The sequence below is a fragment of the Curtobacterium sp. MCBD17_040 genome (assembly GCF_003234805.2).
Classification (GTDB): Bacteria; Actinomycetota; Actinomycetes; order Actinomycetales; family Microbacteriaceae; genus Curtobacterium.
The window spans coordinates 2,131,626-2,154,839 of record NZ_CP126273.1 but is presented as its reverse complement, the minus strand read 5'-3'; the positions used below and the strand labels follow the sequence as shown (position 1 = coordinate 2,154,839).

At 74.3% G+C, this 23,214-nt stretch carries 22 protein-coding genes and 1 tRNA gene; 13 read left to right on the top strand and 10 right to left on the bottom strand.

All coding sequences use genetic code 11. The annotated features are described in order from the left end of the window. Positions 1 to 12: 12 nt before the first annotated feature. Positions 13 to 261, bottom strand: a complete 249-nt coding sequence (locus DEI94_RS10120) for a WhiB family transcriptional regulator (RefSeq protein WP_066515941.1) — start codon at positions 259 to 261, stop codon at positions 13 to 15. 304 nt (positions 262 to 565) lie between these two features. Here DEI94_RS10120 and DEI94_RS10115 point away from each other — a divergent pair, with 304 nt between their 5' ends. Next, positions 566 to 940: a hypothetical protein gene (locus tag DEI94_RS10115; RefSeq protein ID WP_111009564.1), complete on the top strand. Its 375-nt coding sequence runs from the start codon at positions 566 to 568 to the stop codon at positions 938 to 940. A gap of 10 nt (positions 941 to 950) precedes the next feature. Here the strand turns inward: DEI94_RS10115 and bcp are convergent, their stop codons facing one another. Beyond that, positions 951 to 1,421 (bottom strand): thioredoxin-dependent thiol peroxidase, encoded by a 471-nt coding sequence (gene bcp, locus DEI94_RS10110; protein ID WP_111026177.1) that lies wholly within the window; start codon positions 1,419 to 1,421, stop codon positions 951 to 953. Between the two features lie 99 nt (positions 1,422 to 1,520). Between bcp and DEI94_RS10105 the strand changes: the two genes are divergently transcribed. Both DEI94_RS10105 and DEI94_RS10100 read left to right on the top strand, forming a co-directional pair. Next, positions 1,521 to 1,596: transfer RNA gene (locus DEI94_RS10105), tRNA-Lys, on the top strand. 200 nt (positions 1,597 to 1,796) lie between these two features. Further along, positions 1,797 to 2,249 carry a MarR family winged helix-turn-helix transcriptional regulator gene (locus DEI94_RS10100; RefSeq protein ID WP_111026176.1) on the top strand — a complete coding sequence of 151 codons (453 nt, stop codon included), beginning with the start codon at positions 1,797 to 1,799 and terminating at the stop codon, positions 2,247 to 2,249. Between the two features lie 46 nt (positions 2,250 to 2,295). Here DEI94_RS10100 and DEI94_RS10095 read toward each other — a convergent pair whose 3' ends face one another. Further along, a complete protein-coding gene (locus DEI94_RS10095; protein WP_220037850.1) occupies positions 2,296 to 2,550 on the bottom strand; it encodes an SHOCT domain-containing protein in 255 nt (84 codons plus the stop codon). Between the two features lie 218 nt (positions 2,551 to 2,768). Between DEI94_RS10095 and DEI94_RS10090 the strand changes: the two genes are divergently transcribed. Genes DEI94_RS10090 through DEI94_RS10070 form a run of 5 tightly spaced genes read left to right on the top strand, consistent with a single transcriptional unit; the run spans position 2,769 to position 8,467 of the window. Beyond that, entirely contained in the window at positions 2,769 to 4,244 is a 1,476-nt protein-coding gene (locus tag DEI94_RS10090; RefSeq protein ID WP_111026175.1) for a sensor histidine kinase, read from the top strand. Continuing rightward, positions 4,237 to 4,929 (top strand): response regulator, encoded by a 693-nt coding sequence (locus DEI94_RS10085; protein ID WP_258372023.1) that lies wholly within the window; start codon positions 4,237 to 4,239, stop codon positions 4,927 to 4,929. The genes DEI94_RS10090 and DEI94_RS10085 overlap by 8 nt, the downstream gene beginning before the upstream one ends. Before the next feature lie 60 nt (positions 4,930 to 4,989). Beyond that, positions 4,990 to 6,327, top strand: a complete 1,338-nt coding sequence (locus DEI94_RS10080; RefSeq protein WP_111026174.1) for an alpha-amylase family protein — start codon at positions 4,990 to 4,992, stop codon at positions 6,325 to 6,327. Positions 6,328 to 6,356: 29 nt separating this feature from the next. Further along, the gene (locus tag DEI94_RS10075) at positions 6,357 to 7,277 is read left to right on the top strand and encodes an endo alpha-1,4 polygalactosaminidase (RefSeq protein ID WP_111026173.1); all 921 of its coding nucleotides are present in this window, start codon (positions 6,357 to 6,359) and stop codon (positions 7,275 to 7,277) included. 41 nt (positions 7,278 to 7,318) lie between these two features. Next, a complete protein-coding gene (locus DEI94_RS10070) occupies positions 7,319 to 8,467 on the top strand; it encodes an NAD(P)/FAD-dependent oxidoreductase (protein ID WP_111026172.1) in 1,149 nt (382 codons plus the stop codon). A 16-nt stretch (positions 8,468 to 8,483) separates the two neighbouring features. Here DEI94_RS10070 and DEI94_RS10065 read toward each other — a convergent pair whose 3' ends face one another. Next, positions 8,484 to 8,834 (bottom strand): hypothetical protein, encoded by a 351-nt coding sequence (locus DEI94_RS10065; protein ID WP_111026171.1) that lies wholly within the window; start codon positions 8,832 to 8,834, stop codon positions 8,484 to 8,486. A 150-nt stretch (positions 8,835 to 8,984) separates the two neighbouring features. After that, on the bottom strand, positions 8,985 to 9,821 hold the full coding sequence (locus tag DEI94_RS10060; RefSeq protein WP_111026170.1) for a DUF2382 domain-containing protein: 837 nt from the start codon (positions 9,819 to 9,821) through the stop codon (positions 8,985 to 8,987). 337 nt (positions 9,822 to 10,158) lie between these two features. On the opposite strand from DEI94_RS10060, the gene cofD reads away from it, so the two are divergent. The 5 genes from cofD (at position 10,159) to DEI94_RS10035 (ending at position 15,295) form a co-directional block, all read left to right on the top strand. After that, positions 10,159 to 11,175 (top strand): 2-phospho-L-lactate transferase, encoded by a 1,017-nt coding sequence (gene cofD / locus DEI94_RS10055; protein ID WP_111026169.1) that lies wholly within the window; start codon positions 10,159 to 10,161, stop codon positions 11,173 to 11,175. 155 nt (positions 11,176 to 11,330) lie between these two features. Beyond that, positions 11,331 to 12,302, top strand: coding sequence for a TIGR03557 family F420-dependent LLM class oxidoreductase (locus DEI94_RS10050; protein WP_111009641.1), 972 nt, complete (start codon positions 11,331 to 11,333; stop codon positions 12,300 to 12,302). Then, on the top strand, positions 12,299 to 13,135 hold the full coding sequence (gene cofE / locus DEI94_RS10045) for a coenzyme F420-0:L-glutamate ligase (protein WP_258377966.1): 837 nt from the start codon (positions 12,299 to 12,301) through the stop codon (positions 13,133 to 13,135). Before DEI94_RS10050 ends, cofE begins: the two co-directional genes overlap by 4 nt. Next, the gene (cofC, locus tag DEI94_RS10040) at positions 13,132 to 13,713 is read left to right on the top strand and encodes a 2-phospho-L-lactate guanylyltransferase (protein ID WP_111026167.1); all 582 of its coding nucleotides are present in this window, start codon (positions 13,132 to 13,134) and stop codon (positions 13,711 to 13,713) included. Before cofE ends, cofC begins: the two co-directional genes overlap by 4 nt. Before the next feature lie 43 nt (positions 13,714 to 13,756). Continuing rightward, positions 13,757 to 15,295 carry a reverse transcriptase family protein gene (locus DEI94_RS10035; protein ID WP_111026166.1) on the top strand — a complete coding sequence of 513 codons (1,539 nt, stop codon included), beginning with the start codon at positions 13,757 to 13,759 and terminating at the stop codon, positions 15,293 to 15,295. Positions 15,296 to 15,309: 14 nt separating this feature from the next. Here the strand turns inward: DEI94_RS10035 and DEI94_RS10030 are convergent, their stop codons facing one another. The 5 genes from DEI94_RS10030 to DEI94_RS10010 form a co-directional block, all read right to left on the bottom strand. Further along, the gene (locus DEI94_RS10030; RefSeq protein WP_220038779.1) at positions 15,310 to 16,818 is read right to left on the bottom strand and encodes a flavin-containing monooxygenase; all 1,509 of its coding nucleotides are present in this window, start codon (positions 16,816 to 16,818) and stop codon (positions 15,310 to 15,312) included. Beyond that, entirely contained in the window at positions 16,815 to 19,274 is a 2,460-nt protein-coding gene (gene cofG, locus DEI94_RS10025; protein WP_111026223.1) for a 7,8-didemethyl-8-hydroxy-5-deazariboflavin synthase CofG, read from the bottom strand. The genes DEI94_RS10030 and cofG overlap by 4 nt, the downstream gene beginning before the upstream one ends. Positions 19,275 to 19,426: 152 nt before the next feature. After that, positions 19,427 to 20,335, bottom strand: coding sequence for an alpha/beta hydrolase (locus DEI94_RS10020; RefSeq protein ID WP_111026165.1), 909 nt, complete (start codon positions 20,333 to 20,335; stop codon positions 19,427 to 19,429). 8 nt (positions 20,336 to 20,343) lie between these two features. Beyond that, on the bottom strand, positions 20,344 to 22,062 hold the full coding sequence (locus DEI94_RS10015; RefSeq protein WP_258377965.1) for a DHA2 family efflux MFS transporter permease subunit: 1,719 nt from the start codon (positions 22,060 to 22,062) through the stop codon (positions 20,344 to 20,346). A 62-nt stretch (positions 22,063 to 22,124) separates the two neighbouring features. Beyond that, a complete protein-coding gene (locus DEI94_RS10010; protein ID WP_111026164.1) occupies positions 22,125 to 23,012 on the bottom strand; it encodes a siderophore-interacting protein in 888 nt (295 codons plus the stop codon). Positions 23,013 to 23,214: the final 202 nt, after the last annotated feature.

Below are 23,214 nucleotides of genomic sequence, written 5' to 3'. Positions count from 1 at the left end.
GGGTGCGCTCGGTCAGGAGGCGCGACGTGCGCGGGCAGCGCGGCGCTTGAGCGCGCGACGCTCGTCCTCGCTCAGACCGCCCCAGACGCCCGAGTCCTGCGAGGTCTCGAGCGCGTACTGCAGACAGGTCTCGGTGACGGTGCACCGAGCGCACACCGACTTCGCCTTCTCGATCTGGTCGACGGCCGGGCCGGTGTTCCCGACCGGGAAGAAGAGCTCGGGGTCCGCGGTGAGGCAGGCGGCCTTGTCACGCCAATCCATGTGTTGATGCTCCTTAAATAGCTTCGAATCGCACGACGAACGGCCGTGGCGAATCAAGTGCAGGCGTGGGCCAGCTGGGCTGCAGCACTGCGGGGGGATTCTCTGTGGGGGAGAGAAAGACTCTGCGGGAGGCGCACACGTCATCGTGGCGTTCCATCGACCTCGAACATCGTTCCATACTGATATGGCCAAATCAAGGGTCGAGAGCTGGAGGAACGCTGTGTCGGATGCCCCACGCCCGGAGCGCCCCGAGGGTGCCGCTGATCGGGAATCACCTGATCGCGCGGCATTCCGGACGCCGACCGTGCTCGGTCTCGCGGTCGTCGTGGGGCTCGAGTTCCTCGCCGTGGCGGTGCTCACGGTGGTGCTCGTCGTCGACCTCGTGGTCGCCCCGCCGGACTCGGTCGTGAACGGTCTGGCGCTCATCGTCCTCGCCGCCGTCGCCGCGATCTGGCTGGGAGCGATGGTGCTCGGACTGGCCCGCGCCCGCTCCTGGGTGCGGAGCGGGGTCGTCGTCTGGCAGTTCCTCCAGATCGCCCTCGCCGTCGGTGCGTTCCAGGGCGTGTTCCGGGTCCCGGCGATCGGGTGGGTGCTGCTCCTGCCAGCGCTGCTCGCCCTGGTGCTCGTCTTCGCACCGGCGACGACGGCGGTGCTCGCCCGCCGCGACCTCGAGCGCTGAGGGCAGGGACTCAGTCCAGGCCGAGCTTCTTCCGCAGCGCGGCCACGTGCCCCGTCGCCTTCACGTTGTAGAGCGGTAGCTGCACGCGGCCGTCCTCGTCGACGACGATCGTCGAGCGGATCGTGCCCGTCGTGACCTTGCCGTAGAGGTTCCTCTCGCCGTACGCGCCGTACGCGCGGTGGACCGTCAGGTCCGGGTCGCTCAGGAGCGGGAAGGTCAGGGCCTGCTCGTCCTTGAACCGCTGCAGCGCGGGGAGGTCGTCCTTGCTGATGCCGAGCACCGTGTAGCCGGCGCCCTGCAGGGAGTTCATGTTGTCGCGGAAGTCGCAGGCCTCGGTCGTGCATCCGGGCGTCGACGCGGCCGGGTAGAAGTACACGATGACCTTGCGGCCCCGCAGGTCGCGCAGGCTCGTCGGCGTGCCGTGCTCGTCCGGCAGGGTGAAGTCGGGGGCGTCGGCCCCGGCGGCGAGACGTTCGGTCATCCTGTGCTCCTTGCGCGACGTGGTGGCGGCGCCCCGTGGTCCGTGGCGGCCGAGACCCATGCTATTGTTGTTCTCCGTTGCGGCGAGCCGCGACGGCACGCGCCTCTAGCTCAATTGGCAGAGCAACTGACTCTTAATCAGTGGGTTCTGGGTTCAAGTCCCAGGGGGCGCACCACCAGCCCCGGACCTCCCGGCATCAGCCGCAGGTCCGGGGCTTCGTCGTTGCCAGGCGCGGCCGTCGTCCCCCTCGATCGGGGGCGTCGTCCGGCAACCGCGGCGCTCGCGGGTCGCGCCGAGGGCGACCTGGACTCGGTGTAGCGTGCGTACCTCCGGGCGGGAGCAGGGGGGTGACGGGTGGGAACAGCGGACGAGGACGTGTCCGACCTCATCGCGGCGTTCGCCTCCGTACAGCGGGCGAACGCCGCCCTCATGCGGCAGCTGAGCCTCCTCGCGGGCGTGCACGAGAACGCGCTGCGGGCGCTCGTGCTCATCGACGACACGGCCCGGTCCACGCCGACCGAGGTCGCCGGGTTCCTCGAGCTGACCTCCGGTGCGGTCACGAGCATGCTCGACCGACTCGTGGCGGGCGGGTTCATCAAGCGGATCCCGAACCCGGCCGACCGGCGCGGGTCCCTGCTGACGCTCGAACCCGCGGGTCAGGCCGTCGTCGCGCAGATCCGGCGCCGCTACGAGGGGGTCATGCGGGCCGTCGACGCCGAGCACCGGGCCGGGCTGTACCTCGTGCTGAACGACCTCGCGACCGGGCTGCTCGAGCAGGCGCAGGGCGTCGTGTCCGACGCGGCCGCCGCGGGCGGAGACGGGACGTAGTCCCGGGACCGGCGGCGACCGCGGCGTGCGTCACGGTGCCGCGGCGTCAACGTCGGTCGAGCTCGGACGACCGCGCCCGGTACTCCGTCGCGTCGATCTCGCCGCGCGCGAACCGGTCCGCGAGGACGGCCCGGGCGTCGGAGCGAGCGCGCCACGGCCCGCGGCGGAGGACCCCGAACACGAGGGCGAGCACGACGAGGGTCGCGAGGAACACGACGGGGAACACGGCGAACGGGGCCACGGGTGGGCCGCCGTGCCAGGACGGTGCGGCGGCGAGTGCGGTGGTGAGTGCGGGTGTCATGGTGACCTCCTCGGTCGGTGGCTGGGCGTCGCTGGTGCGACCGGTCCAGGCTCCTGCTCCGCGGTCGTCCTGTCGTCCGCTCGGGGGACGCTCCTGGACGTGCTCCCGACGGCAGTACCCGAGGTCGTTCCTCCACACGCATCACGCCGGAGGGAGGAGTCCACGGACACCTCCCCGGGCGGACGACGGCGGCCCGGTCGGCACCTAGGCTTCCGGGCATGAGGAGACCCACCGAGACCGGGCGGCGGCGGTTCGCGCGCGTCGGCAGGGTGCTCCCGGTCGCGGCACTGCAACTCGTCGGCACCCTCGTCCTGTCGCGCTGGACCGGGCCTTCGCCCGGCACCGTGCCCGCTCATCCGGGACCGCCGTGGGGGCCGGGAGCGGGGGAGGCCGTCGTGGCGGCACCCGGTCCGCTCGCGATCGCGATGCTCGTCGCTGCGGTGGTCGTCCTGCCGTTCCGGTGGCGTTGGCCGGTCGTCGTCCTCGGCGTGACGCTGGCGACGACCCTCGGCTACGCGGTCCTCGTGAGCCCGCGGGGTCCCTTCGTGGCGGCCCTCACCATGGCGGCGGTGAACGCGTGGCTGTCGGGTCGTCGCCGTTCCGCGGCCGCGGCGGTGGCGATCGGCGCGTTCGCGCTCCCGTGGGTGGACCTCGCGACCGGGCGTTCGTCCGTCCTGCCCTGGGGGACGGCCACCGTCATGCTCGCGTGGAGTGGGCTCACGATCGCGCTCAGCGAGCTCGCTCGCGTCCGCGTGCTCCGGGCGGCCGAGGCCCGCCGCGCACGCGCGGAAGCGGTCCGGCGGCGCGCCGAGGACGAACGCGTCCGCATCGCTCGCGAGCTGCACGACTCGGTGGCGCACAACATGTCGCTGATCAACCTGCAAGCCGGGGTGGCGCTGCACCTCGGCGCCGACCTGCCGGACCCGACCCGGGCCGCGTTGACGAGCATCCGCGACGCCAGCCACGAGGCCCTCGTGGAGCTCCGCGCGGTGCTCGGGGTCCTCCGGAGGGTGGACGATCCCGACGCGGGAACGAACAGCGGCGGCGCGGGTGCGGCGACCGGGGACGGGGGCGTCGTGGTGCCCGAACGGTCCCCGGTGCCCGGCCTCGATCGACTCCGGGATCTCGTCCTGCGCGCAGAGGCGGCCGGACTCGACGTCACGCTCGACGTCGACGGCGACCTCGGCGCCGTCGACCGCATCGTGGATCGGACGGCGTTCCGTATCGTGCAGGAGTCGGTGACGAACGTCATGAAGCACGCGCCGTGGAATCGTGTCGCGGTGGTCGTCGGCACGTCTGCGGAAGTCCTCGACGTCACCGTGGAGGACCTGCCCGACGCGCGCTTGCGGAGGGGCCCTGCTGCACAGCCGGACCCGGCCGCGTCAGCCGCGTCCTCCGCGTCGGCCTCGGTGGACGCCCCGCAGGACACCCTCGACCGCGCCCAGGCCGGCCTCGGTCCGTCGGGCAACGGCATCATCGGCATGCGGGAGCGGGTGGCGGCGGTCGGGGGCGTGCTCGAAGCCGGCCCGGTCACCGGTGGCGGGTGGCGGGTGCACGCGCGGCTCCCGACCACCGGCACGACCACGACCACGACCACGACCACGACCACGACCACGACCACGGGCACGGGCACGGACATCTCGGACCGACGGACCGCTGCCCTCGAGCGAGGACAGGAGGCACACCGTGGATGACGCCAGCGAGGCGGCACCGCTCCGGTTGGTGATCGCGGACGACCAGGCACTCGTCCGCGGCGGACTGCGGGCGCTCGTCGAGTCCGAGCCCGACATGACCGTCGTCGCCGAGGCCGCCGACGGCGAGGACGCCGTGCGTGCCGCCGTGGAACACCACCCCGACGTCGTGCTCATGGACATCCGCATGCCCCGCGTCGACGGACTCGTGGCGACGCGGCGCATCGGTGCCGACCCGGCGCTCCGTGACGTGCGCGTCGTGGTCCTCACGACCTTCGAGGAGGACGCCTTCGTGTTCGAGGCGATCCGAGGCGGAGCGGCCGGGTTCCTGGTCAAGGACACCGAGCCGGCCGAGCTCCTCCGCGCGATCCGGACGGTGGTCGCGGGTGACTCGTTGCTCTCGCCGGGGGCGACCCGGTCCCTCGTCGCCGCCTTCGCCACGCACGCCACCCCGGCGGAACTGACCCCTGCACTCGACCGGTTGACCGACCGGGAGCGCGAGGTCATGCGCTGGGTCGCCGGGGGACTGTCGAACAGCGAGATCGCACAACGCCTGTTCATCAGCCCTGCGACGACGAAGTCACACGTGAGCCGGGCGATGGTGAAGCTCGGCGCACGGGACCGGGCGCAGCTCGTCGTGTTCGCCTACGAGACGGGCCTCGTCGCACCCGGCTGGTCCGGCTCCTGACCGCGTGGCCCCCAGCGCGGATCGGTAGGGTCGACCAGGCCGACGAACCGGAGGTGGTCGATGACGTCCTGGGTGGAGCACGCCCTCTGGTGGCACGTGTACCCGCTGGGGTTCGTCGGTGCCGACATCCGTCCGCCGGAGGCCCCCGCGCCGTCGGCACGGGAACGCCCGGTCGAGCACCGGCTCGGCCGACTCGAGGCGTGGCTCGACCACGTCGTCGACCTCGGGCTGAACGGCATCGCGCTGGGACCGGTGTTCGCGTCGTCGACGCACGGCTACGACACGCTCGACCACTTCCGGGTGGACCCGCGGCTCGGGGACGAGGACGACCTCCTCCGTCTCGTCGCCACGGCGCACGACCGCGGCGTCCGGGTGCTGCTCGACGGGGTGTTCAACCACGTGGGGCGCGCGCATCCGGCGTTCCGAGCGCTCGAGGAGGACGGACCCGCGGCCCCGACCGCCGGACTGTTCCGCGTGCGCTGGGACGGGTGGCGTCCCGGTGACCGCGTCGACGCGGACGTGTTCGAGGGACACGACCAACTCGTCGCCCTCGACCACGGCTCCTCGGCGACCGTCGACCTGGTCGTCGACGTCATGACCCACTGGCTCGACCGCGGCGTGGACGGCTGGCGCCTCGACGCCGCGTACGCCGTGCCGCCCGCGTTCTGGGCGGCGGTGTTGCCCCGCGTGCGAGAGCGGCACCCGGACGCTTGGTTCTCGGGTGAGGTGATCCACGGTGACGCCGCTGCCGTCGTGCGGGCCTCGACCATGGACTCGGTCACCCAGTACGAGCTGTGGCAGGGCATCTGGCACGGCATCGCGGACGGCAACTGCCACGAGCTCGCACACGCGATCCGCCGGCACGACGCGCTCCTGTCGACGTTCGTCCCGAGCACGTTCGTCGGTAACCACGACGTGACGCGCATCACCTCCGCGGTCGGTCCGCGGCACCTGCCGCACGCCCTCGCGGTCCTGTTCACGGTGGCCGGCGTGCCGAGTGTGTACGCGGGCGACGAGTACGCCTTCGGCGGCGTCAAGGAGGCCCGGGTCGGCGGCGACGACGCCGTGCGCCCGGCGTTCCCACCCGTGCCACCGGCTCCGGCCGACCTCGATCCGGAGGGCCGGGACGCGTTCCGCACGCACCAGGCGCTCGTCGCCGTGCGGCGTCGCCACCCGTGGCTGCACCGCGCGCACACGGACATCGTGCACCTCGAGAACACGGCGATCGTGCTCCGGACGGCGATCGGCACGGACGCGGTCGTCACCGCGCTCAACATCGGCGACGAGGCGGTGTCGCTGCCCGCTGCCGGGTCGACCACGGTCGAGGCGGGGGCGGGCGAGGTCGACCACGGTCGCGTCCGACTGGCGGCCTCCGGTTGGGCGGTGCTCGGCGGGTGACCGCTCGTCGCGTCTTCGGGCGAGCCTGCATGGCCGCCGTGCTCGTCGTGGCCGGCTGGGTGGTCGCCCCGTCCGTGGCGTCCGCCGCGCCGTCGGACCGACCCGCGTCGGCCGCCATCGGGAGGCTCGGTGTCGGGGGGCTCGGTGTCGGGAGGCTCGCCGTCGCGGCACCCGCGTCCACCGCGACGCGTTCGTCCCCGCCGGTCCGGCCGTTCCCGACCCGCGGGCGCCCGGACTACCAGCTCGGCGGCGCCTACCGTCCGCCTGCCGGCGTCACGATCGTCGAACGGGACAGCGCCGCGCATCCGGCACCGGGCACGTACGGGATCTGCTACGTCAACGGGTTCCAGACCCAGCCCCAGGACACCGCGTGGTGGCGGCGCGAGCACCCGAGGGACCTCCTCCGGACCGCATCGGGGAAACCGGTCAGCGATCCCGGGTGGCCGGACGAGGTCCTCCTGGACACCGGGACCGCGGCGCACCGTCGAGACGTCGTCCGGGTCCTGTCCCGCACCGTGGACCGCTGTGCACGTCGTGGGTTCGACGCCGTCGAGTTCGACAACCTCGACTCGTGGACGCGCTCGCGCGGGCGCCTCAGCCGCGCTGACGCCCTCGCCACCGCCGCGCTCCTGGTCGACGTGGCGCACCGGGACGGCCTCACCGCGGGGCAGAAGAACGCGCCGGGCCTCGGCACGCGGGGGCGGGACGTCGCGGGCTTCGACTTCGCCGTCGCCGAGGAGTGCGTGCGCTACGACGAGTGCCGTGCGTACACCCGCGTGTACGGCGGACGGGTGATCGACGTCGAGTACAGCGACGCGCTCCGCACGACGTTCGCCGCCGCCTGCCGTTCCGCGTCGCGGCCGCGCATGACGATCCTCCGCGATCGTGACCTCGTCACGCCCTCGCACGCGGCGTACCGGTACCGGCGCTGCCTCGTCGCCGGCTCGTGAGAGCATCGTCGCGCCCCCGCCCGCCGACAGGAAGCCGCTCCGTGCCCCGCTCCGACACCACCGCCACCGCCCTCGTCATCGGAGCCGGGATCGCCGGCGCCGCCACCGCGTTCGCCCTGGCGCGCCGTGGGGTGGCCGTGACGGTCGTCGACGACGGCGCGACCGGGCAGGCGACCGCGGCGAGTGCGGGGATCCTGCAGCCCTGGTCGTCCGCGGTCGACGGGCCGTTCCTCGACCTCTACGCGGCGGGCGCCGCGTTCTACCCGGACCTGCTCGCGCAGCTCGCCGGCGTCGGCGTGACCCGGACCGACCACCGTCGGAGCGGTGCGCTCGTCGTCAACGCCGACCCGGCCCTCCTGGACGCCGCGGAGGCCCGGGTCCGGTCGCGGGCGGCCGTCGCCGGGTCGGTCGTCGGCGCGGTGGAGCGCATCACGAACGTCGAGGCTCGACGACGCTTCCCTCCGCTCGCCGCGGGACTCGACGCGCTCTTCATCGAGGGCGGCGGACGCGTGGACGGCCGCACGCTCCGTGATGCGCTCCTCCTGGCGGCCGAGCGCCTCGGCGCGGTGCGGCGGGGCGGCCACGTCCGGTCGGTGCGCGTCGTGCAGGGCCGGCCGCTGGTCGACGTCGACGGCGCGGACACGACGGCGGACGTCGTCGTGGTCGCCGCGGGCGCGTGGTCACGGGACCTCCTCGCATCCACGGGTGTCGCCGTCCCGGTCGCACCGCAGCGCGGTCAGATCACGCACCTCCGCGTCGAGGGCGTCGACACGTCCGCCTGGCCCTCCGTCCACCCGTTGTCGCACCACTACCTCGTGGCGTTCGACGACTCGCGCGTCGCCGTCGGCGCGACCCGGGAGACCGGCAGCGGGTTCGACCCACGCGTCACCGCGGCCGGGCAGCTCCAGGTCCTGCAGGACGCGCTGGCGGTCGCGCCGGGACTCGCGGACGCGACGCTCATCGAGACGCGGGTCGGGCTGCGGCCCCTGCCCGACGACACCATGCCGGTCGTCGGTGCGCTGCCGGGTGCGCCGGGCGTCGTCGTCGCGACGGGGTACGGCGCGGCCGGACTGACGATGGGCCCGCTGCTGGGTGACGCCGTGGCCCGGTGGGTGCTGGGGGAACCGGCACCCGAGCTCGAGCACACCGCGCCCGGACGCGCTGGCGTCCCTGGCACCGACGCGCGCTGATCCGCCGGTCGTCCGGTCAGACCCCGCCGCAGGTGATCGCGCGGATCGTCGCGGCATCCCCGCCGCCGACGCCGCCGACGAACGCGGTGGTCGGCGTGCCGTCGGTGAGGGCGCGTCGGGCCGTCGACCACGACGGGCCGAGGAACGCGAGCATCGCCGCGCGATCGCGCGTCCAGAAGCGCCATCCGCGTGGCGCGGCCGGGAGGCCCGGTGCCGGGGACCAGCCCTCCGGCGGCTCCCACAGTTGGTGCAGGGCGACCCACTCCGCCGACGGTTCGGGCCACCCGAGCGGGCGGCGGAACCGGAACGGCGGGGCCGCCGCTCCCGCGGGCTCGGACGGGACGGCGGTGTCACGGAGTTCCCCCATGCGGCGACCGTACCGGCGCCTCCCAGGTGCCGCGCAGGCCCCTCTTCGGGGTCGACGTCCCGTGCGGTCCGGACGCGTCCTGCACGACGAACGACGACGGCCCGCCACCGAGGGGTGGCGGGCCGTCGTCGTGGTGACGGTGCTGCGGAGTCAGCTCCGCGTGGTGCCCGTCGTGCCGGTGGTGCCGCCGTCGCCCTCGAGCTCGATCTCCTCGTGCGCGACGTCCTCGGTCACGTTCTGCTGCTCGGTGACGGTGTCCTTGCCGAGGCGGACGCGCTCGACCGGCACGGTCTCCTTGTCGACGACGACGCGCTCCTCGCTGAGGGTCACCTCGTGCTCCTCCTCGCTGAGCTCCGGGCCGTCGGTCGCGGCGCCGACGTTCGCGTCGGTGATCGGCTCGCGCTCGAGTCGGACCTCCTCGTGCTGGACGGGGACGGTGACGTTCTGCTGCTCGGTGACGATGTGCTTGCGGAGGCGCGCACGGCCGGTCTGGACCTGCTGCGTGCCGACCTGGAGGTGCTGCTCCGAACGGGTCATGGCGTCGTCGGTGTCGGGGCCGGAGGTGTCGTGGCCGGCGCCCTCGAAGCCCGTGGTGCCGGTGCCGACCGTGCCCGTGGTGTCGGTGCCGGTCGTGGTGGTGTCGGTGCCGGCGTAGGTGTCCGTCGTGCCGGTGCCGCCGGTGATGCCGTAGTACGAGAACAGGGTGTTCTCCTCGTCGATGCCGAGCTGGCCGTCGGCGTCCACCCGCGGGGCGTCCTTGATCTTGGCCTTCTCGTACCCGACCGTCAACGTGCCGTTGCTGTAGTTCGCGTTCTCCAGCGGGACGAAGGACTCGGAGGTGCCGAAGAGTCCCGTCGAGACGCTGGCGAACAGCGGGTGACCGTCGTTCTGGTCCACGTAGACCTGCTTAACGGTGCCGACCTTGTCGCCGTCGCGGTCGATGACCGTCGCGTCGAAGATGTCGTTCATGGTGGTGGTGTCGATCATCGCGTTCTCCCTGATGTCGGTGGTGCTTCTCGGGTCTGCTTCTCGGTCTGCTCTGGAGCGCGTGGACGTCGGGCCCTGCGCCGGTGTGATCGCGACGCGCCGTACGGGCTGACGTCGACGCAGGCGATGCAACGCGTTCTCGGCCGTGCCGTCCCGCATGTCCGGGTGCCACCCATCGAACGGGGGACAAACGGAGCCGCTCGCGCACTTCTGCGGCCCGCGACGCGGCACCACGACGCATGTCGGACGATGTGGGGGACGTGCTCCTCCTGTTGCTGATCCGTGCCGGACCGATCCGCGTTCCCTGGCGTTCCCGGTGCCTGGGAGGATCAGACGCATGGCCTCCTCGACCTCGACACCCGTGCCCACCCGCCGTTCCGTCACCGTGCTCGCAGGCGGCGTCGGCGGGGGACGGTTCGCGCGCGGCGTCCGGCACCTCGCCCGGCAGCAGGACCTCGACGTCACGGTCGTGGTGAACACGGGCGACGACCTCTGGCTCACCGGCCTGCGCGTGTGCCCCGACCTCGACTCCGTCATGTACGCGCTCGCCGACGCGAACGACACCGAGCGCGGATGGGGGCGTGCCGGTGAGTCCGAACGCGTCAGCGCCGAGCTCACCGCCTACGGCGTGGGGTGGCCGTGGTTCACGCTCGGCGACCTCGACCTCGGCACGCACATCGCGCGCACCGCGATGCTCCGCGACGGCGACGACCTGACCCGGGCCACGGCGCGGCTGGCAGCGCGGTGGGCCCTCGACGTCACGCTCCTGCCCGTGACCGACGACGAGGTCCCGACCCTCGTCGACGTCGACCGTCCCGACGGCACCCGGGACCGCATCCACTTCGAGGAGTGGTGGGTGCGCCACCGCGCCGCGATCCCCACGCACGGGTTCGTGCAGCAGGGCGTCGAACGGGCGTCGGTCAGTGCGGCGGCAGCGGCGGCGATCCGTGGTGCCGACGTCGTGCTCCTCGCGCCGTCGAACCCGGTGGTGTCAATCGGCACGATGCTCGGCGTGCCAGGGGTCCGCGAGGCGCTCGCCGCGGCCCGGGGTCCGGTGGTCGGCGTCGCCCCGGTGATCGGAGGTCGACCCGTGCGTGGCATGGCGGACGTCTGCTGTGCGGTGGCCGGCGTCGAGGCGACGGCCGCGGGGATCGCACGGCACTACGGCGCCCGGCGGGACGGCGGGCTGCTCGACGCCTGGCTCGTCGACGAGGTGGATGCCGACGCGGCGGCGGAGCTCCAGCGCGACGGGCTCCCGGCGCGGGCCGTCCCGCTCTGGATGACGGACGACGACGCCACGGCCGACATGACGCGGGCCGCGCTGGCGCTCGGCCTGGAGGCCCGGGGAGCGTGAGCGGAGCGGATGGTCGTCGCGGATCCGCAGCCAGCGTCATGACCTGACCGCCCGTACGATCGAGCCGGAGCCCGGACCGCGGATGCATCAGGCGTACGGGCCCCCACGACAGGAGGACGCATCCCGTGACCGGACCGACCATCGGCTACGCCGCCATGCTCGAGCAGTTCCACCCGACCGAGGCCGTCGCGCTGAGCGAGTACGCCGAGCAGCACGGGTTCTCGGGGGTGATGGCCGCCGACCACTTCCAGCCGTGGGTCCCCGCGCAGGGTCAGAGTTCGTTCGTGTGGAACGTGCTCACCGCCATCGGCGAACGGACCCGGGGGGACATGGGGCCCGGCGTCACGGCTCCGACGTTCCGCTGGCACCCGGCGATGGTGGCCCAGGCGTCCGCGACCCTCGCCGCCATGTACCCGGGCCGGCACTGGCTCGGACTCGGGTCCGGCGAGGCGCTCAACGAGCACGTCGTCGGGCAGTACTGGCCCGAGACGCCGGAACGCATCAACCGCATGTTCGAGGCCATCGACGTCATGCAGAAGCTGTTCCGGGCCTCGGCCGCGGGCAAGGACGTCAAGCACTCCGGCACCTTCTTCAAGCTCGAGTCGACCCGGCTGTGGACCATGCCCGAGGTGCCGCCGGAGATCCTCGTCGCCACCGCCGGTCCCGTGACCGCCAAGCGCGCCGGGCGGACGGTCGACGGCCTCATCACGGTGGGGGCACCGCTCGAGAAGATCGCGGGCCTGTTCGCCAAGTTCGACGAGGGCGCGCGCGAGGCCGGCAAGGACCCGTCGACCATGCCCCGCGTCCTCCAGGTGCACCTGTCCTGGGCGCCGACCGACGAGGAGGCGCTCCGGAACGCGATGGTCGAGTGGCCGAACGGTGGCATGAAGTTCCCGAAGGCCGACATCCGCTCGCCGTTCGAGTTCGAGCAGATGGCCAAGCTCGTCCGCCCCGAGGACTTCGAGGGCCGCATGGTCATCTCGAGCGACCCGGACGTGCACCTCCGGGCGTTGCAGCGGTACGCGGACCTCGGCTTCGACCGGATCTACCTGCACAACGTCGGGCGGAACCAGCGAGAATGGATCGATGTGTTCTCCGACGCGGTCCTGCCGAAGCTGACCAGGTGACCCGGTTCACCGTCTTCGCCATCCACGGCGTGCCCGAGGTCGTTCCGGGTGCCGACCTCGCCGCGCTCATCGGTGACGCCATCGCCGCGGACCCCGAGCAGGCGCTCGCCGACGGCGACGTCCTCGCGGTGACGAGCAAGGTCGTGTCGAAGGCCGAGGGGCGGACGGCCCCCGCCGCCGATCGTGACCGCGTGATCACCGAGGAGACCGTCCGCGTCGTCGCCGAACGTCCCACCCCCGACGGGCGGGTCACCCGGATCGTGGAGAACCGGCTCGGCATCGTCGGTGCCGCCGCCGGGGTCGACGCCTCGAACACCGCCGACGGCACCGTCCTCCGTCTGCCGGAGGACCCGGACGCCTCCGCCCGCCGCATCCGCACGGCCCTGGAGGCCCGCTTCGGCCTCCGCCTCGGCGTGGTCGTCACCGACACGCTCGGGCGGGCGTGGCGCACCGGGCAGACCGACGTCGCGATCGGCGCGAGTGGCGTCCGGCTGCTCGTCGACCTCGCCGGGACCCTCGACGCGAGCGGACGGCCACTCGGGGTGACCGCTCCGGCGGTCGGCGACGAGATCGCCGCCGCGGCAGACCTGGCCAAGGGCAAGGCGACGGGCCTCCCGGTCGCGGTGGTCCGCGGACTCGGGCACCTGCTCGACGCCGACGCGCCCGGCGCGCGGGTGCTCCAGTACCCGGCCGAGCGCGACTGGTTCCGGCGTGGTTCCGCCGAGGCGCACCGCGACGGCTACGAGGCCGGTCTGGCCGCGGCCGCGGCCGCGGCCGAGCAGGCCCAGCAGACCCGCACCCACCGGATCCTGCCGCCCACCGAGGTGCCGTGACCCCGGACTGGACCATCGTCGTCCCGGTCAAGGGCACGGCGGGGGCCAAGACGCGACTCGCGGCCACGCCCGAGCAGGCCCTCGCCATCGCGCTCGACACGGTCGCCGTCGCCGCCACGGTCGCGCCGGTCGTGGTCGTGACCCACCCGTCGTCCGCGCCGGCCTTCCACGCCCTCGCCGTCACCGTGGTCGAGGACCCGGGCCGCGGCCTCGACGCCGCGGTGCTCGCGGGCGTCGCGACGTGCGCACACGGCCCGACCGCAGTCCTCCAGGGCGACCTGCCCGCACTCGACGCGGCGCAGCTCCGTGCCGCGCTCGCGGCGGCGGCGGCGTACCCGCGCGCGGTGCTGCCGGACGCCGACGGGACCGGCACCGTCCTGCTCACGGCACTCCACGGCCACGACCACCGCCCGCGGTTCGGACGCGGCTCCGCCCGCGCCCATCGGGCCCAGGGCTACACGGAGCTCGACCTGCCGGGCCTCACCGGCCTCCGACGTGACGTCGACACCCGCGCGCACCTGGCCGCCCTCGGGTCCGGCCTGGGGCCGCGGACGCTGGCGGCGTTCGCCCGGTCCTGATCCCGCACCACCACGACGATCCGCTGCGCACTATGGTGAGCCCGTGCGGTGGTCCCCGGGCGAGGCGGATGGAGCACGCGCTGCTGCATCCTCTCCGGGGCTACCCCGGGGCACGCGGATCGACCAGGAACACACGCCTCAGGAGCTCGGGCGCGCTCCGCGCGCTGACGCTCCCGAACGGCACGACGAGTCGTCCGGGGACCACCAGCACGCCGACCCGCCACCGACCTCGCGGCTCGTCGCCCCGGAGCGGTCGGCCGGTCTCGTCGAGACGGCGATCGCGCTCGCGGACGGCTTCCTGGCCGCGTCGGCGTGGCGACCCGCGGAGCTCTCGGCCGCCGGCACCACGACGGTCGGACGCCGTCCGGGTCTGGTCGAGCCCGCGGTCGCGGCCGTCCTCGCCGTGTACCCGCGCGCCCCACGGGACGCGCCGCGTCGGCTGGCCGGGGTCCTCGCGTCCGACCGCTCGTTCACCGCGGCGTTCGCACGCCTCACAGCCCGCCGGCCCGTGCGGCTCCGGGTGCGCACGGTCGGACCCGTGGTCGCGGCTCCGGTCGCGGCGCACGTTCCCGTCGTCGACGCGTTGCCCGATCTCGCGGCGCTGCTCGGTGTCACCACCGAGCGGCTGCTCTGGTTCGCCGACACCCGCGGGTGGAACCGTCGGGTCCCGGCCGGGAGTCCGCTCCACCACTACGAGCACCGGTGGGTCCAGCGCCCGGGACGGACCCCACGGTTGCTCGAGGCGCCGCTCCACCAGCTCCGGACGATGCAGCGGGTGGTGCTCGACCAGGTGTTGGCGCCCCTCCCGCTGTCCGACGCGGTGCACGGCTTCGTGCGCGGTCGCAGCGCGCTGTCCGGTGCCGAGGTCCATGTCGGGCACGACGTCGTCGTGAGCGCCGACCTCGTGTCCTTCTTCGCGGCCGTCCCGGCCTCCCGCGTGTACGGGATCTTCCGCCGGGTCGGGTACGCCGAACCGGTGGCGCACGTGCTCACCGGACTGTGCACGCACGTCGTGCCGGACGCGGTGCTCCGCGCGATGCCGCCGGGCGGGGACCTCGACGAGCGGTGGGCGCTCCGCCAGGCCCTCGCCACGCCACACCTGCCGCAGGGTGCGCCGTCCTCGCCGGCGCTGGCGAACCTGTCGCTCCGCCGACTCGACGCCCGGCTCGCCGGCTGGGCGCAGGCCGCGGACGCCGTCTACACGCGGTACGCGGACGACCTGGCGTTCAGCGGCGACGGCGCGATCGCCGCGCGACCCGACGCGTTCCTGCGCGGCGTCGACCGGATCGTCGCCGACGAGGGGCACGCGCTGAACCCCCGGAAGACGCGCGTGCGGCGGCAGGGGGTCCGCCAGTCGGTCACGGGCGTGGTCGTGAACGCGGTGCCCGGCGTCGGCCGACGCGAGCTCGACCGCCTCCGAGCGGTCCTGCACAACTGCGTGCGGTACGGACCGGCGTCGCAGGACCGCGGCGACCACGCCGACTTCCGCGCCCATCTGGAGGGACGGGTCGGCTGGGTGGAGCAGGTGCACCCGGCGCGCGGAGCGGCGTTGCGAGCAGAGTTCGAACGGATCGCGTGGTGAGCGCGCGATGCGTCTCAAGCCGCTCGTCCGGGGAGCGGCTGGGTGGCCAACCGCTCGAGGGTCCGCCGGAACGCGCGCGCCGTCCCCGGCCAGAGCAGGGTGAGCCGGCCGCTCCGCTCGTCGACGTACCAGCTGCGGCACCCGCCGGTCAGCCAGACCGTGCCCGCGGCCATCGCGTCGAGGTCCGCGGTCCATCGGCGCTCGGCGTCGGCGTCCACCTCGACCGTGCGCGCACCGTCGGCCCGCGCGCGTCGCAGGACCGCGACGACGAACCGTGCCTGCGTCTCGATCATGTCGACGGCGCTGTTGTGGCCGAGCGCCGCGTTGGGCCCGTCGACGACGAACAGGTCGGGGAACCCGGCCACCAGGGTCGTCGCCCAGGCCGTCATCCCGCCGCCCCAGTGGTCGGCGAGCAACAGGCCGTCGCGGCCCCGCACGCGTCGGGCGACGGGCGGGTCGGTGGCGGCGAAGCCCGTCGCGAGCACGATCACGTCGACCGGGTGCCGGCGCCCCGAGTCGGCGACGGCCTCCGTGTCGTCCACCGCGACGAGCGCCGACGACTCGAGCACGGCGCGACCGGACGCCAGCGCCGGGTAGTAGTCGTCCGAGAGCAGGACCCGCTTGCACCCGATCTCGTGGTCCGGGGTGAGCGCGCGTCGCATCGCCGGGTCGGGCACCTGCGCGGCGAGGTGGTCGAGCGCGAGCCGACGCAGGGCGTCGCGGGCGGCGCCGGGAGCGCGGCGGGCGACGTGCCCAGCCTCGGCCTGGTCGAACAGCGTGGCGCGCTCGCGCGCGAGGAACGCCGGGTCGGCCGCGGCGTGCTCGCGCTCCGTCGTCGGCACCGCCTCGTCGTTCCGCGGGACGACGTAGGGCGCCGAGCGTTGGAACACGACCGTCCGTGCCGCCTCGACCGCCACGTGCGGCACGAGCTGCACCGCCGATGCACCGGTACCGATCACCGCGACCCGCGCGCCCGCCACCGACGTCGTCGGGTCCCACGCGCTGCTGTGGACGACGGTGCCGGGGAACCGATCGAGCCCCGGCACGGCCGGCAGCCGGGGTTCCGACAGCCGGCCGGCCGCGAGGACCAGCGAGCGGCACCGGACCACCCCGCGGCTCGTGGTGAGGACCCAGCCGGCCGCGTCCTCGGGTCCCTCGTGCCACCGCGCGTCGAGCAGTTCGGTGCCGAAGCGCACGTGGGGCGTCACGCCCTCGGCGCGGGCCACGCCCTGCAGGTATGCCTGGATCTCCGCGCCGGGCGCGAACCGGCGGCTCCAGTCGGGGTTCGGGCGGAACGAGAACGCGTAGAGACGGGCGGGGATGTCGCATGCCACGCCGGGGTAGACGTTGTCACGCCACGTCCCGCCGACGTCGTCCGCGCGCTCGAGGACGACGAGGTCCCGGTGTCCCGCCCGCAACAGGCCCGACGCCACCGCGATCCCGCCGATGCCGGCCCCGACCACGACCGTGTCGACCACGGCGGGCAGGGTGTGCGAGGGCGACGGTGCGACCGGCCCGGTCACGCGGGGGAGCCCTCGCCCTCGCGCGCCACGGCCCCGTAGTCCGTCCGTCGCTCCCGCAGGGGACGCCCCGCGGCTGCCGCGAGGGCCTCGAGGTCCCGCCGTTCGAGCACGAGGCCCGCCTCCGGGCCGGCTGACGGTCGGAGCGCGCCGTCGAGCAGGACGCCGCCGACGTCGTCCGCGCCACCTCGGAGCACGTCGGCCGCCGTCGCGAGCCCGAGCTTCGTCCACGCCGCCTGCACGTGGTCGATCCGCCCCGCGAGCAGCAGCCGTGCGACCGCGATGACCGCGCGGGACTCCGACGGTGTCGGACCGGGCCCGGCGACCGCCGCGACCGCGGCGGGTGCGTCCGCCGGGACGAAGGGCATCGGGATGAACTCGGTGAACCCGCCGGTGCGGTCCTGCACGCGCGCGATCGTCCGGAGGTGCGCGACGACCTGTTCTGGCGTCTCGACGTGCCCGTAGACCAGGGTCGCGGTCGAGGGCAGACCGGCCGCGTGCGCGGCGCTGATCGTCTCGGACCAGGTCGTCGCCGGTGGGTCCTGCCCCTCGCTGAGCACGGCGCGCACGTCGTCGTCGAGGACACGGGCGGCCGTGCCGGGCACGCTCGTCACGCCGGCGTCCCGGAGCATCCGGAGGAACCCGGGCAGGTCGACCCCCGCACGGGCCGCGCCGTCGACGAGCTCGGGTGGCCGGAAGGCGTGCACCGACAGGGCGGGGGCCGCGCGACGGACCGCGCGGACGACGTCGGTGTACACGGCAGCCGGGAGGGCCGGGTCGGGTCGTCCCTGCAGACACACCTCGGTCGCGCCGAGCGCCGCCGCCTCGGCGGCCAGTGCTGCGACGTCGTCGACGCTCAGACCGTCCCCCTTCCCGGCCTCGTCGTCGTCCCCGACGAGCCGCGCGGTGTCGATGTTGCGGTTCACGACGTGGGTCACGGCGTCGAGTCCCGCCGCGGCCCGAACGCGGTCGGCGAGCTCGGCGAGCGCGTCGAGCTGCGCGCCACGGGCGGTGAGCAGCACGGCGGCGTCCTCGTCCGTGATCGCGGACGGGTCGGTCCCGACGGCGACGGTCGCCGCGGCGAGTGCGGCGTCGACCCGGGGATCGCCGACGGGCGGTGCCGCCGCGTCGCGCCCGAGTCGCACCGGCGCGCCGTCGTCGCGGGTGGCGGACCGACCGCGGACGGGTGCCTGCTCGTCCGCGAGCCGGGTGACGGGGTCCTGCAGGGCCTCCAGAGCGGGTCGGACGGCGTCGTCGAGCCAGCGGTCGGCGTCGGCCAGGTACCGCGGGTGGGCGGTGAGCCGTTCGCGGAGCGTGTACCCGGACCGGGCGGTGAGGTCCGCGAGCGTGTCGAGTTCCGGCCACGGCCGCTCCGGGTTGACGTGGTCGGCGGTGAGCGGACTGACGCCGCCCCAGTCGTCGACGCCCGCGCGGACGAGCAGGTCGAGCTCGGCCGCGTCGGTGAGGTTCGGCGGCGCCTGCACGGTGGTGTCCGGCCCCATCACGACGCGCGCGACGGCCACGGCGGCGACGTACTCGACGAGGCCGAGGTCCGGTTCGTTCTGCATCGCCGTCCGGGGCTTCGCGCGGAAGTTCTGGACGATGGTCTCCTGCACGTGCCCGTACCGCTCGTGCAGCCCGCGGATGGCGAACAGGGCCTCGGCGCGGTCGTGGTGGTCCTCGCCGATCCCGAGCAGGACGCCCGTGGTGAACGGGATGCGGGAGCGTCCGGCGTCCTCGATGACCCGGAGCCGCAGCGCAGGGTCCTTGTCGGGGGACCCGTGGTGCACGCCGCCGGGTTCGGACCACAGCCCCGTCGCGGTCGTCTCGAGCATCATCCCCATGGAGCCCGCGACCGGGCGGAGGCGCTGCATCTCGGCCCAGGACATCACGCCCGGGTTGAGGTGCGGGACCAGCCCGGTCTCCTCGCGGACGAGCCGCGCCATGGCGTGCACGTAGTCGAGCGTCGAGTCGTACCCGTGGTCCGCGAGCCACGTGCGCGCCGCACGCCAGCGGTCCTCCGGGCGGTCGCCGAGCGTGAACAGGGCCTCCTTGCAGCCCATGTCCGCACCCGCACGGGCGATCGCGAGGATCGCCTCCGGCTCCATGTACGTCGGGATGCCGCGCGTGGCGAGGCCCCCGGGGGTGTCGACGAAGACGCAGTAGTGGCAGCGATCGCGGCACAGCTGCGTGATCGGCAGGAACACCTTCTTCGAGTAGGTGATGACGCCGGCGCGTCCGGCACGCTCGAGTCCGGCGTCCCGGATCCGGGAGGCCACGGCGAGCAGGCGGTCGAGGTCGCGACCGCGGGCTCCGAGCAGGGCGGTGGCGTCGTCCACGTCGATGGGCTCGTCCGACTCGGCGCGATCGAGGGCCCGGTCGAGCGCCGGGGAACCGGGGGCGCGCCGGTCCGGGATCGGGACGGCGGTGGGGACGGGCACGGATGTGGGCACGGTCATGGCGGGCTCCCGGACGGCGTGGGCGGCGGACCGGTGCTCGACGGAGCACCCCGGACCCAAATCGAGGCCCGATCGGTGACTCCACCGATGCTAGCCGGGCCGGCGGGCGCCGCCGTCCGCCGGGCCGGCGGGCGCCGCCGTCCGCCGGGCCGTCAGGTCGCCGAGGTGAGGTGCTGCCCGAGGAAGGCGACGTGGTCGGGTGCCAGGCGCCTCCAGAACGCCATGTCGTGGCCGCCGGCCTCGAACCCACCGGCCGGACGACGGGTGAATCCGTCGACGTACGTCCGGACCGCCGGTTCGAACCCGTCGCCGGTGCCGCAGTCGATCCGCACCGGGATGCCGTCGAGCGCGCGCTGCCGGCCCGTCACCGTGTTCGCGGCGAAGTCGGTCGGGTCGTCGAACGCACCGCGGGCGGTGGCCCCGGCGGTGGTCCACAGCGCGGGGGACAGCGCGGAGACGACACGGACGCGGTGGCGCCCGAGCACTCCCGCGAAGTGCAGTGCGCCGTACCCGCCCATCGAGTACCCGGTGAACCCGAGGCGGCCCGTGTCGAGTCCCTGCCGCGCGAGCAGGGGGAGGAACTCGTCGAGCACCATCGACGCGGGGTCGTCACCGTCGGCCCGCCGGTGCCAGTAGCGGTCGCCCCCGTCGACCGCGGCGATCGCGAAGGGCGCACCACCGTGGTCGACGTGCTCGGCGAGGAACCGGTCGAGGCCGAGCCGGTGCCCGAACAGGTCCGCGTGGTCGTCCCCGTACCCGTGGAGCGCGACGACGACGGGGAGCGCGTGGTCCGACGTCGGCGCCGCGACCGTCCAGCCCACCCGTCGACCGCGTCGTGCGCGCGAGGTGAACGAGCCCGAGCGCGTCGGGACGGGACGGACGTCCGGGATGCGCCCGGCGTGGCCGTCCAGGCCGAGCACCCGGTACAGGGTGGACCGCCCGGGGATCGCCCGGAGGTCGACGGCTGCACCGAGGGCACCGACCGCGGCGACGCCGACCGCCCCGACGACGAGTGACCGGCGCGTCACGACGGCGCGGCGGGATCCGGAGGGTGCGGCCATGGGGACGATCAGGCTCCGGTGTCCGGCGGCGCGACGTGGCGGGCGTGGTGCTCCGCCGGGACCCGTGTGCCACCGGCGTCCGTCGGGGCCCCCGAGGCGAGGTGGGCCGGTGTGTGGTCGTGATGCTGCGTGGGCTGGGCGGGGGCCGTGTGGTCGGCCGCGGCCGTGTGCTCGTCGTGCGGCGTGGGCTCGGTCTGCGCGTCCTGCCCGGGCTGCTGCCCCCGTCCGGGCTGCTGCCCCTGGCCGGGCTGCTGCCCCCGTCCGGGCTGCTGCCCCCGCGGGAGCACGAACACGAGCAGGAACGCGAGCAGCGCGAACGCCGCGCTGACGAGCATGGCGTGGGCCGCGGCGTCGCCGAACCCGGTGGCGAGCGCGGCCTTCGAGCGGCCGGACACCGTCAGCGTCCCGAACAGCACCGACCCGATCACCGCGATGCCGATGGCTGCGCCGACCCGCTGGATCGCGTTGACGACCGCGCTCGCGGCGCCGGCCTCGGCGGGGTCGACGGTCGCGACGATGATCTGCACGTTCGGGGCGATGAAGAACCCGTTGCCGACGCCGGCGATGAACAGCGGCGCCAGGAACTCCCAGTTCGTCAGGTCGGACGCGTCCGTGAGCTGCAGGACGAGCCAGGACCACACGAGACCGATCGTGACGAGCGCCGTGCCGAGCACGAGGACGTTGCGTCCGAGCCGGCCCACGAGCCGGGCGCTCTGCGACGAGCCGGCGATCGAGCCCACGGCGAACGGGGTCGCGACGAGCCCGGACTCGAGCGCGGTGTGGCCGAGGCCGCTCTGCCAGAGGAGCGAGATCGTGAAGAAGATGCTCGTGAACGCGGCGAAGTACACCAGGGCGAGGATGACGCCGCCCGTGAACGCCCCGTGGCTGAACAGGTGCGGTGGGACGAGCGGTGCCGCGCCCCGGCGGCTGATCCGGAGCTCCCACAGCGCGAACAGGGCGATGAGCACGACACCGGCCGCGAGCGTCAGGTAGGTCCAGAGCGGCCACCCCTCGTCCTGGCCCTGGATGAGCGGGACGAGCAGCGCGACGAGGCCCGCGGAGACGAGCAGGAGTCCGACGAGGTCGACGCCCTTCGCGCCCTCGCGGACGTCGAGGTCGCGTCGGGCCGGCAGGAGCGCGACGGCCGCGATGAGGGTCGCGATCCCGATCGGCACGTTGACGTAGAACACGGTGCGCCATCCGTCGGTGTCCCCGAACGCCTGGATGAGCAGACCACCGAGGATCGGCCCGAGCGCCGTGGACACCCCGATGACGGCACCCATGATCGCGAACGCACGTCCGCGCGTCCGCGGCGGGAACAGCAGCTGGATGAGGGCGGTGACCGCGGGCACGAAGATGCCGCCCGCGAGCCCCTGGACCACGCGGAACACGACGAGCCAGACGGCGTCCGAGGCGATGCCGCACGCGAAGCTCGCGGCGGTGAACAGCGCGAGCCCCGAGAAGAACACCCACTTGTGCCCGATGCGGTCGCCGACCCGTCCGGCCGGGATCAGCGTCAGCCCGAACGCGAGCGCGTACCCCGAGATGATCCACGACAGCGTCGCCTCGGACGCGTCGAGCGACTGGCGGATCGTCGGCAGGGCGACGTTCACGATGGTGGTGTCGAGCAGTGCGATGAACATGCCCGCGAGGAGCACGATCATCGCCTGCCAGGCGCGGCGGGGCACGGCGTCGGCGGACGGCTGCCGGGTGGTCGGTTCGGTCACGGGTCGCTCTCGGATCGAGGATGGGCGGTGCGCACCCGGCCCGGAGGGCGGGCGGTGCGGGGTCAGTCGGCGAAGATCTGCCCGACGGGCTCGCGCTTCTCGGCCTGGAAGCGGTCCTCGGCGCGACCCAGCGCCCAGTATGCCGACAGGGACATCGCGCGGCGCTCGATTCCCCAGCCGTCCTGCAGGATCGCTCGGATCGCCTGCATGGCGCCGCGCTCACCGTGCGCGAACACCGCGACCGGCCGGGAGGGCCGCGACAGTCCGCGAACGGCGTCCGTGAGCAGCGCCCCGGCTCCGGCGACGGCTCCGTCGGGCCCACGGCGGTGGAGCCACCGCACCACGACCCCGTCCGGGGCCGCGAGCGGGAGTTCGTCCTCGGGGCCGTCCACCTCGACGAACGCGCGTCCCGAGGCGGCGGCGGGCAGGGCCTCCAGGACGGCGGCCACGGCGGGCAAGGCGGAGTCGTCGGCCACGAGGAGGTGCCAGGTCGCCGGGTCGGCGGTGGGGGAGTGGCCGCCTCCGGGACCGGAGAGCGCGAGGGTGTCGCCCGGCCGTGCGGACGCGGCCCAGACGCCGGCGACGCCCGCGTCGCCGTGCACGACGAAGTCGATCGTGATGGTGCGGGCGACCGGGTCGACGGCGCGGACGGTGTAGGTCCGGCGCACCGGCATGTCCTCGGGCGCGAGTCGGCCGCGGAGCGCGTCGAGGTCGTACGGCGGGGTGAGGCCGAGGTCCGGACGCGCGAACAGGAGCTTGACGTACTTGTCGGCGGCGCCGAGCCGGTCGGGCGACGCCCCGGCGACGAAGTCGTCGAACGCGGGGCCGCCGAGGTGCACGCGGACCAGGTGCGGGCCGAGGCGCTCGGTCCGGTCGACCACGAACACGTGCTGGGCTCGGGCTGGCCGCGGCTGGGGTCCGGCGGCAGCGGGTGCGGGGGGAGTCGTCATCACCTGCAGTCTCCCAGCACATCCGCGGTGTGACCGGGCATTTCTCGGTCGATTCTCGGAGCCGCCGTGCGCGGGTACGGCCACTGAGGCGAACCCGCGTGTTCTCACAACCCGCCCCCGGCCCGCTCATGGGATCGACACAGCCTGAGACCGTTCGATCATCCCACGACCACCGGCAGGGTGCTGGCGTCGCAGCGGATCG

Bases quoted from the DNA above. Each gene is read 5' to 3' on its own strand.
- DEI94_RS10120 (WP_066515941.1), bottom strand. From the start codon at position 261: ATGGATTGGCGTGACAAGGCCGCCTGCCTCACCGCGGACCCCGAGCTC.
- bcp (WP_111026177.1), bottom strand. From the start codon at position 1,421: ATGACCGAACGTCTCGCCGCCGGGGCCGACGCCCCCGACTTCACCCTG.
- DEI94_RS10095 (WP_220037850.1), bottom strand. From the start codon at position 2,550: ATGACACCCGCACTCACCACCGCACTCGCCGCCGCACCGTCCTGGCAC.
- DEI94_RS10090 (WP_111026175.1), top strand. From the start codon at position 2,769: ATGAGGAGACCCACCGAGACCGGGCGGCGGCGGTTCGCGCGCGTCGGC.
- DEI94_RS10080 (WP_111026174.1), top strand. From the start codon at position 4,990: ATGACGTCCTGGGTGGAGCACGCCCTCTGGTGGCACGTGTACCCGCTG.
- DEI94_RS10075 (WP_111026173.1), top strand. From the start codon at position 6,357: ATGGCCGCCGTGCTCGTCGTGGCCGGCTGGGTGGTCGCCCCGTCCGTG.
- DEI94_RS10065 (WP_111026171.1), bottom strand. From the start codon at position 8,834: ATGGGGGAACTCCGTGACACCGCCGTCCCGTCCGAGCCCGCGGGAGCG.
- DEI94_RS10060 (WP_111026170.1), bottom strand. From the start codon at position 9,821: ATGATCGACACCACCACCATGAACGACATCTTCGACGCGACGGTCATC.
- cofD (WP_111026169.1), top strand. From the start codon at position 10,159: ATGGCCTCCTCGACCTCGACACCCGTGCCCACCCGCCGTTCCGTCACC.
- DEI94_RS10050 (WP_111009641.1), top strand. From the start codon at position 11,331: ATGCTCGAGCAGTTCCACCCGACCGAGGCCGTCGCGCTGAGCGAGTAC.
- cofG (WP_111026223.1), bottom strand. From the start codon at position 19,274: ATGACCGTGCCCACATCCGTGCCCGTCCCCACCGCCGTCCCGATCCCG.
- DEI94_RS10020 (WP_111026165.1), bottom strand. From the start codon at position 20,335: ATGGCCGCACCCTCCGGATCCCGCCGCGCCGTCGTGACGCGCCGGTCA.
- DEI94_RS10010 (WP_111026164.1), bottom strand. From the start codon at position 23,012: ATGACGACTCCCCCCGCACCCGCTGCCGCCGGACCCCAGCCGCGGCCA.